Below are 6375 nucleotides of genomic sequence, written 5' to 3'. Positions count from 1 at the left end.
CACTTGGCACCGGGCACTAGGCACCGGGCACTTGGCACCGGGCACTTGGCACCGGGCACTTTCTGTCGCACTCACGCACCCAGCACTCACGCACTTCTTTCAGTTGATGACCGAATCCATCCGGGACGAGCTCGCGCGGCTCACGCTGGAACTGTGCAGCATTCCCAGCGAAACCTGCCACGAGGCGCAGATCGCGTCGTGGGTGCAGGCGCGGTGCGCCGCGGCCGCCGGCCCGCACGCCGTCACCCGGCTGGGCAACTCCGTGCTGTGCGAGCCGTTTGGCCGTGACGAGCGGCCCGGCCAGCCGACCATCGCCCTGGTGGGCCACACCGACACGGTGAAGTGCGCGGAGGAGCAGCCGTACGAAATCCGCGACGGGCGCGTGTACGGCTGCGGCGCCAGCGACATGAAGGCCGGCATCGCCGTCATGCTCGCGCTGCTGGACCGGTGGCGGGAACTGGAGCACGGGCGCCCCGTGTGGATCTTCTACGACGGCGAAGAAGGCCCGGCGCACGGCAACGGGCTGGGCCCCGTCCTGGCCAGCGGCGCGCTCCCCGCCATCGACTTCGCCTTCATCCTGGAGCCCACGGACCGCGGGGTGCAGCCGGGGTGCATGGGGCTCATCCACGCCACCGTCACCATCCCCGGCGTGCGGGCCCACAGCGCCCGGCCCTGGCAGGGGCAGAACGCGCTGTACAACGCCATCCCCTTTCTGCAAAAGCTGCGCGACTGGGGGCGGCGCGAGGTGCGCTTCGGCGACCTGTCGTTCTACGAGGTGATCGTGGCCACCGCCGCCGCGACCCACAACTCGCGCAACGTGGTCCCCGACGCGCTGGACCTGAACGTCAACTTCCGCTTCGCCCCGGGCAACACGGCGGAGAGCGCCGAGGCGGAGCTTCGCGCCCTGGCCGGCCCCGAGTGCATCGTGACGGTGACGGACACCGCGCCGGCGGGCGACGTGTACGCCGACCACCCGCTGATCGCGGACTGGTGCCGCCGCGAGCAGCTTGCCGTGCTTCCCAAGCAGGCGTGGACCGACGTGGCGCGCTTCACCACCAACGGCATTCCCGCCGTCAACTTCGGCCCGGGCGAGACGGGGCAGGCACACCAGGCCGGCGAGTGGGCCAGCATCGACTCGCTGGAGCACTGCTACGGCGCCCTTCGCCGCTGGTTCGCCCAGTGAACCCCGTACTGGACGGCATCGCGCCGTCGCTGATCCGCGCGCTCAACGCCCGCAAGCAGCCGGGCGACATCGACCTGGGGCTCGGCGAGCCCACGCTGCGGCCCGACCCGCGCCCCTTCGAGGCCGCTACCGCCTGGGTGCGCGAGCACGGCTGCCCCTACACCGTGAACGCCGGCTTTGCGGACTTGCGCGCGCGCATCGCCGCGTACCACGCCCTCCCTGAACGCGCGTCGGCGGAGAACGTGTGCGTCACCGTCGGCTCGGAGGAGGCCATCTACCTGGCGCTCAAGGCGGTGCTGGACCCGGCTCGTGACGAGGTGCTCATCGTGGAGCCCTGCTACCTCGCCTATCCCAAGCTGTGCGCGCTGGAAGGACTGCGGCACCGCACCGTCGCGATGGACGAGGACGACGGCTTTCGCCCGGACGCGGCGCGGGTGCTGGAGGCGCTGCGGCCGCAGACGCGGATGCTCATTCTCAACAGCCCCGCCAACCCCACGGGCCGCGTGTGGCCGCGGGCGGAACTGCAGGCGCTGGCGGACGGGCTCGCCGCGCGGCCCGGCCCGCCGGTGTACGTGCTGAGCGACGAGGTGTACCGCGAGCTGTACTTCGGCGAGCCGCCCGCGAGCATCGGCGCGCTGTGGCCGCACTCACTGGTCGCGGGATCGCTGAGCAAGAGCAACGCGATGACGGGGCTGCGGCTGGGCTGGCTGGTGGCCGGCACGGCGGAGATCGCCGCCGCCGTCAAGGTGCACCAGCTGGTGAACACCGCGGCGAGCACCTTCAGCCAGGTGGTGGCCCGCGAGGTGTTCGCCGACCCGCGCAACCTGGCGGAGCACCGCGCGCACTACGCGGACCGGCTGCACCTTCTGAACGCGTCGCTGGCGGAAAACGGGCTGCACGCGTCGCCGGTGGAAGGCGCGTTCTACTGCATGGTGCGCCTGCCGGATGCGTGGTCCGCCGATTCGCTGGGCGCGGCGGAGGCGCTGCTGGCGCGCGCGCACGTGGTGGCCACGCCGGGGCTGGCGTTCGGCGGCAGCGGCGAGGGGTGGCTGCGCCTGAGCTGGGTGGCCGAGCAGGACGCGCTGCGCGAAGGGATCCGCCGCATCGCCCGCTTCTTCGCCGAGCCGCGCGCCGCCTGACGCGGGACGGCGCGCTTCTTTCGATCCATCCGCACGACATCCTGTTCCCGCACCGCACCGGACGCGCATGACCGCCCTCCCCACCCGAAAGAACGACCCGCTGCGCCCCGCCATGGTGGAGCTGCGCCGCGGGCTGATGCGCCTGCACAAGGCGCTGATCGACTCCGAGCGCGGGGTCTACGAGCAGAGCAACGGGCCGCAGACCAACGTGCAGCTGCTGCAAGCGCTGATGGAGGACTCGTTCTTTGCCTGGCTGCGCCCCTTCTCGCGGCTGATCACCGAAATCGACGGCGCCATGCACGAAGACGAGCCGATGACCATGGACGCCGCGCGCGGCTACGTAGACCGCGCCCACGCCCTGGTGGCGGACTCCGGCCCGCACGATCCCCTGGCGGACGAGACCGAGGCCGCGCGCTACGAGCGGGTGCGCCGGCGCGACCCGGCCGTGCTGTTCGCCCACACGGAAATGCACCGCTCCCTGGCCGCCGCCGCGCTGGCGCTGGAGGACGCGGGCTGAGCGCGTGTCCGGTGGCTCTTTTTGGCGTCCGGCGGGGTACACGCGCCCGGCAGGACCGAATTCCCCTTTCTGGTTCATGGTACCAATGAAGCCGATCCGTCCCCTTCTCGTGGCCGCGGCGGTGGCCGCCGCGGCCCCGGCCGCGCACGCGCAGCAGACCGCGTCCGACACGGCGCCGCGCAACTGGCACCTGCTGGACGCCCGCGCGGACAACGTCCCCGGCGTGAGCGCCGAGCGCGCGTACCGCGAACTGCTGCAGAACCGGCAGGTGCGCGACACCATCATCGTGGCCATCATCGACAGCGGCGTGGAAGTGGACCACCCCGACCTGGCCCCGGTGATGTGGACCAACCGCCGCGAGGTCGCGGGCAACGGCGTGGACGACGACCGCAACGGCTACGTGGACGACGTGCACGGCTGGAACTTTCTGGGCGGCCCCAACGGGCAGAACATCTCGGTGGAAACGCTGGAGGTGACGCGCCTGTACGGCCGGCTGCGCGCCCGCTTCGCCAACGTGAACGCCGACACGCTGCGCGGCCAGGCCCGCACGGACTACGAGCTGTGGCAGCGCGTGCGCACCGACCTGGAGGCTCGCCGCCGCTCGCAGACGGAGCTGCTGAACGAGTACCGGCAGTACGTCACCATCCTTACGCAGGCGGAGCGGGTGCTGCGGCAGGAGATGCGGGCGGATTCGCTCACGCTGCCCGCGGTGCGGGCGTTCCGGCCCACGACGCCGCAGGGGCGCGAGGCGCAGGAGGCGTACGTGAGCTTCGTGGGGCAGGGCTATCCCCTTCCCCGCCTGCAGGAAGCGGTGACGGAGCTGGGCGAGGCCGTGCAGTTCTCGCTGAACCCGGACTTCAACCCGCGCGGCATCGTGGGCGACGACCCGGCGAACGGCGCCCAGCGCAACTACGGCAGCAACGACTACGAGGGCCCCGGCGCGGACCACGGCACGCACGTGGCCGGCATCGTGGGGGCGCGGCGCGGCAACGGCGTGGGGATCGACGGCGTGGCCGGCGCGGTGCGCATCATGTCGGTACGCGCGGTGCCCAACGGCGACGAGCGCGACAAGGACGTGGCCAACGCCATCCGCTACGCGGTGGACAACGGCGCGCGCGTCATCAACATGAGCTTCGGCAAGAGCTACTCGCCGGAAAAGAGCCTGGTGGACGAGGCGGTGCGCTACGCGGAGAGCAAGAACGTGCTGCTGGTGCACGCCGCGGGCAACGAGAATGAGGACACCAGCGAGCACCCCAGCTACCCCACGCCGGTGTACACGCAGGGCGGCCAGCGCGCGTCCAACTGGATCGAGGTGGGCGCGTCGTCGTGGAAGGGCGGCCGCAACCTGGCCGCGGAGTTCAGCAACTACGACCAGGCGCTGGTGGACGTGTTCGCGCCCGGCGTGGACGTGCTTTCCACGGTGACGGACGGCGGCTACGAGCGGAACAACGGCACCAGCATGGCGAGCCCGGTGGTGGCGGGCGTGGCGGCGACGCTGCTCTCGTACTTTCCGGAGCTGACGGCGGCGCAGGTGCGGCAGATCATCATGGAGTCTGCCACGCGCTACCCGGGGCTGAACGTTCTGCAGCCCGGCAGCGAGGACAAGATGGTTCCCTTCGCCCAGCTTTCGTCCACGGGCGGCGTGGTGAACCTGTACGCGGCCGTGCAGATGGCGGAGCGGATGGTGCGCCGCTAGGGGCACCGGGGCTGGTTTGATGGATGGATGGATGGAGGATGAAACGCCTCCCGTGCTTCGGCGCGGGAGGCGTTTCTTTGAGTGTGAAGGTGCGAAAGTGCGGAGTGCGAAGGTGCGGGAGTGAGCGGACGGGCGTCGGGCGAGGTTTGGCGCATGCTGCGGCCGCCCCTCTCCCCCAACCCCCTCTCCCGCAAGCGGGCGAGGGGGAGCCGTTCGGCGTGGGGTGGGGCGACGGCGCATGTGGCCGGCTCCGCTTCCGCCGGTGAAAATCGCACCTCGAAGGACACGAAGTCCGCCTGCGGTCTGCACGCGACGCGCGCAGGGCCGCCGCCGGGTCGCTTGAAGCCCCGATCGTGGACGCGACAGCGGCCGCGAGTCGGGGCGTACCGCTTTCGGAGCGGCGGGTTCATCCGCTCAGGAGGCCCGCGTCGTCACACGGATCACTCTGCCGAGAACATCGGGTCCGCTTGGTCCGTTGCGGCGGTTCGAGCGGCGGATTTTCAACCACTCGGCTCGGGGCGTCGCCCCCTGCACTGGGGTGAAGCGGAATAGAAAACGGGTCCGGACCGCGTGCGGTCCGGACCCGTCCGAGCAATCCAGGCGGGGCCTGAATTACATCTTGGCGCTGTCGCCCTTCGTGGTGTCGCCACCCATCGGGGTCGTGGTCGCGCCGGCGGCCATCGAGTCGCCCGTCATGGGGGCGGCGGCCGGGGGAGCCATCGTGGTGTCCGACGGCATCGTGGTCACCGGCGCCGGCTCCGCGGCGGGGGTCACGACGGTGGTGGTATCCTCGGTGGCGGCGCCTTCGTTGGCGTCGCCGCCGCAGGCGGCCAGGGCCAGGATGCCGAAAACGGCGATCAGCTTCTTCATGGTCGTTCTCCGAACAGAAAGGGATCCAGCATCCGGGAGCCGCGCAGGTACGCGGCTCCCGGAAGCGGAATTACATCTTGGCGGCCGTGTCGGTCGTCGTGGTCGCCGGGGTGGCGGTCGCCGGAGCGGTCGCCTGGCCCTGCATGGTGTCCGAGGTGGTGGTGGTGGTGGTCACCACGCTGTCCTGGGTCGGAACCACAACCGGCTGGCTCACCGTGTCGGTGCCCGGAACGGTGGTCACCGAGCTGTCCACCGTCGCGCCGCCGCCTTCACCCTCGGCGGCCTTGTCGCCACCGCCGCAGGCGGCCAGCGCCGCAAGACCGAAAACCGCGATCAGCTTCTTCATGGTAGTGCTCCTTGAGTGGTTGTGTCATCGGGCCCGTCCAGGCCCGTGGTCCTGCTCCGAAACGTCCTGCACTCCGCCCGTCACCGCTCCTCGCGAAGCATGCGGGGTCGGCATCCCCATTTGGCAACGGGTATGCCGAACACGTCTCCGCATGCCACGGTGGCGAAAACCCGCGCCGCTGCTTAACTTTCGTCTGTCCGCACCCGGCCCGGAGCCCCGTTCGCGCGCCGTGCGGAACAGCGGCGGGTGTTCAGTGAACAGTGCGCGCCCGTTCAGTGAACGCCCGGCCCGGCGCCCGAACCCGCACAAACACGCCCCATGAGGCTTCCCCTCCGCGCCAAGGTCTTTCTGCTCTTTGCCGTCACCGCGCTGCTCATCGTGGTGCCGGCGCTGCTGCTGATTGCCCGGGCGGTGGAGCGCGGCGTGTACGAGCGGGCGCGCGACGAGCTGGACCTGGCCGCGGCGTCCGTGCAGAGCCAGTGGGACGACCGCGACCAGCTGCTCTCGGTGGCGGCGCGCGGCAACGCCAACGACAACCGCATCGTAGAGGCGTGGCTGGCCGGCGATCTGCGGCGCGTGCAGCGCATCCTTCGGCAGGGGCTGGAAAAGGACACGCCGTTCGTC

General features: G+C 71.0%; 7 protein-coding genes. 5 read left to right on the top strand and 2 right to left on the bottom strand.

Annotated features, from left to right (window positions below):
* Positions 1-106 precede the first annotated feature (106 nt).
* The 4 genes from dapE (at position 107) to VF665_RS09000 (ending at position 4535) form a co-directional block, all read left to right on the top strand.
* Positions 107-1183: a succinyl-diaminopimelate desuccinylase gene (gene dapE, locus VF665_RS09015; RefSeq protein ID WP_331053086.1), complete on the top strand. Its 1077-nt coding sequence runs from the start codon at positions 107-109 to the stop codon at positions 1181-1183.
* Positions 1180-2322: a pyridoxal phosphate-dependent aminotransferase gene (locus VF665_RS09010; RefSeq protein WP_331053085.1), complete on the top strand. Its 1143-nt coding sequence runs from the start codon at positions 1180-1182 to the stop codon at positions 2320-2322. The genes dapE and VF665_RS09010 overlap by 4 nt, the downstream gene beginning before the upstream one ends.
* A gap of 67 nt (positions 2323-2389) precedes the next feature.
* Positions 2390-2839: a hypothetical protein gene (locus VF665_RS09005; RefSeq protein ID WP_331053084.1), complete on the top strand. Its 450-nt coding sequence runs from the start codon at positions 2390-2392 to the stop codon at positions 2837-2839.
* A gap of 85 nt (positions 2840-2924) precedes the next feature.
* A complete protein-coding gene (locus VF665_RS09000; protein ID WP_331053083.1) occupies positions 2925-4535 on the top strand; it encodes a S8 family peptidase in 1611 nt (536 codons plus the stop codon).
* 612 nt (positions 4536-5147) lie between these two features.
* Here the strand turns inward: VF665_RS09000 and VF665_RS08995 are convergent.
* Both VF665_RS08995 and VF665_RS08990 read right to left on the bottom strand, forming a co-directional pair.
* Positions 5148-5405 carry a hypothetical protein gene (locus tag VF665_RS08995; protein ID WP_331053082.1) on the bottom strand — a complete coding sequence of 86 codons (258 nt, stop codon included), beginning with the start codon at positions 5403-5405 and terminating at the stop codon, positions 5148-5150.
* Positions 5406-5475: 70 nt separating this feature from the next.
* Complete coding sequence (locus VF665_RS08990; RefSeq protein WP_331053081.1) at positions 5476-5751, bottom strand: hypothetical protein; 276 nt, start codon at positions 5749-5751, stop codon at positions 5476-5478.
* Positions 5752-6069: 318 nt separating this feature from the next.
* Here VF665_RS08990 and VF665_RS08985 point away from each other — a divergent pair.
* Positions 6070-6375: hypothetical protein (locus VF665_RS08985; protein ID WP_331053080.1), on the top strand; the 306-nt coding region annotated here is incomplete at its 3' end.

The sequence above is a fragment of the Longimicrobium sp. genome, from assembly GCF_036387355.1.
Taxonomy (GTDB): Bacteria; Gemmatimonadota; Gemmatimonadetes; order Longimicrobiales; family Longimicrobiaceae; genus Longimicrobium.
This window is presented reverse-complemented; position numbering and strand designations above follow the sequence as displayed.